The organism is Seonamhaeicola marinus (genome assembly GCF_008085455.1).
This window is the reverse complement of record NZ_VSDQ01000806.1, coordinates 708-1,164: the sequence shown is the minus strand read 5'-3', so window position 1 is coordinate 1,164 and position 457 is coordinate 708. Positions and strand designations below refer to the sequence as shown.

The following is a 457-nucleotide window of genomic DNA, read 5'->3' as shown; positions in this document are numbered from 1 at the left end:
AATGTTGTGGTGGTTGAAGATTTAATAAGCACAGGCAAAAGTAGTTTAAACGCTGTTACCGCATTAAAAAATGCAGGTATAAATGTTAAAGGCATGATAGCTATATTTACCTATGGTTTTGAAGTGGCTACCAAAAATTTTGAGAACAAAAACCTTATGCTTCAAACCTTAAGCAACTACGAAAGCTTGCTTGAACAAGCACTAGACACCAATTATATTACCGAAAAACAACTAAAAACATTAGCTGAATGGAATAGTAACCCAAGTGAATGGAACGCTATTTGATACACTAGTTGTAATTAAAATACTTATAAATGAATTTAGAATCTCCAAAAATAAACGTAGAAAAGTCTCCTGAAGACGTTTTCAATTTTTTATCTGATGTAAAAAACTTTGAATCTTTAATGCCTGAAAACATTAGTAAGTTTGAAGTTTTAGAAGACGATAAGTTTTTATT

At 30.4% G+C, this 457-nt stretch carries 1 protein-coding gene and 1 pseudogene; both read left to right on the top strand.

Going from position 1 to position 457, the window contains the following annotated elements:
• On the top strand, window positions 1–285 hold a 285-nt coding region (locus tag FUA24_RS23625), incomplete at its 5' end, for an orotate phosphoribosyltransferase (protein WP_394344240.1).
• A gap of 29 nt (window positions 286–314) precedes the next feature.
• Window positions 315–457 (top strand): annotated as a pseudogene (locus tag FUA24_RS25940) (SRPBCC family protein); the annotation flags it as partial.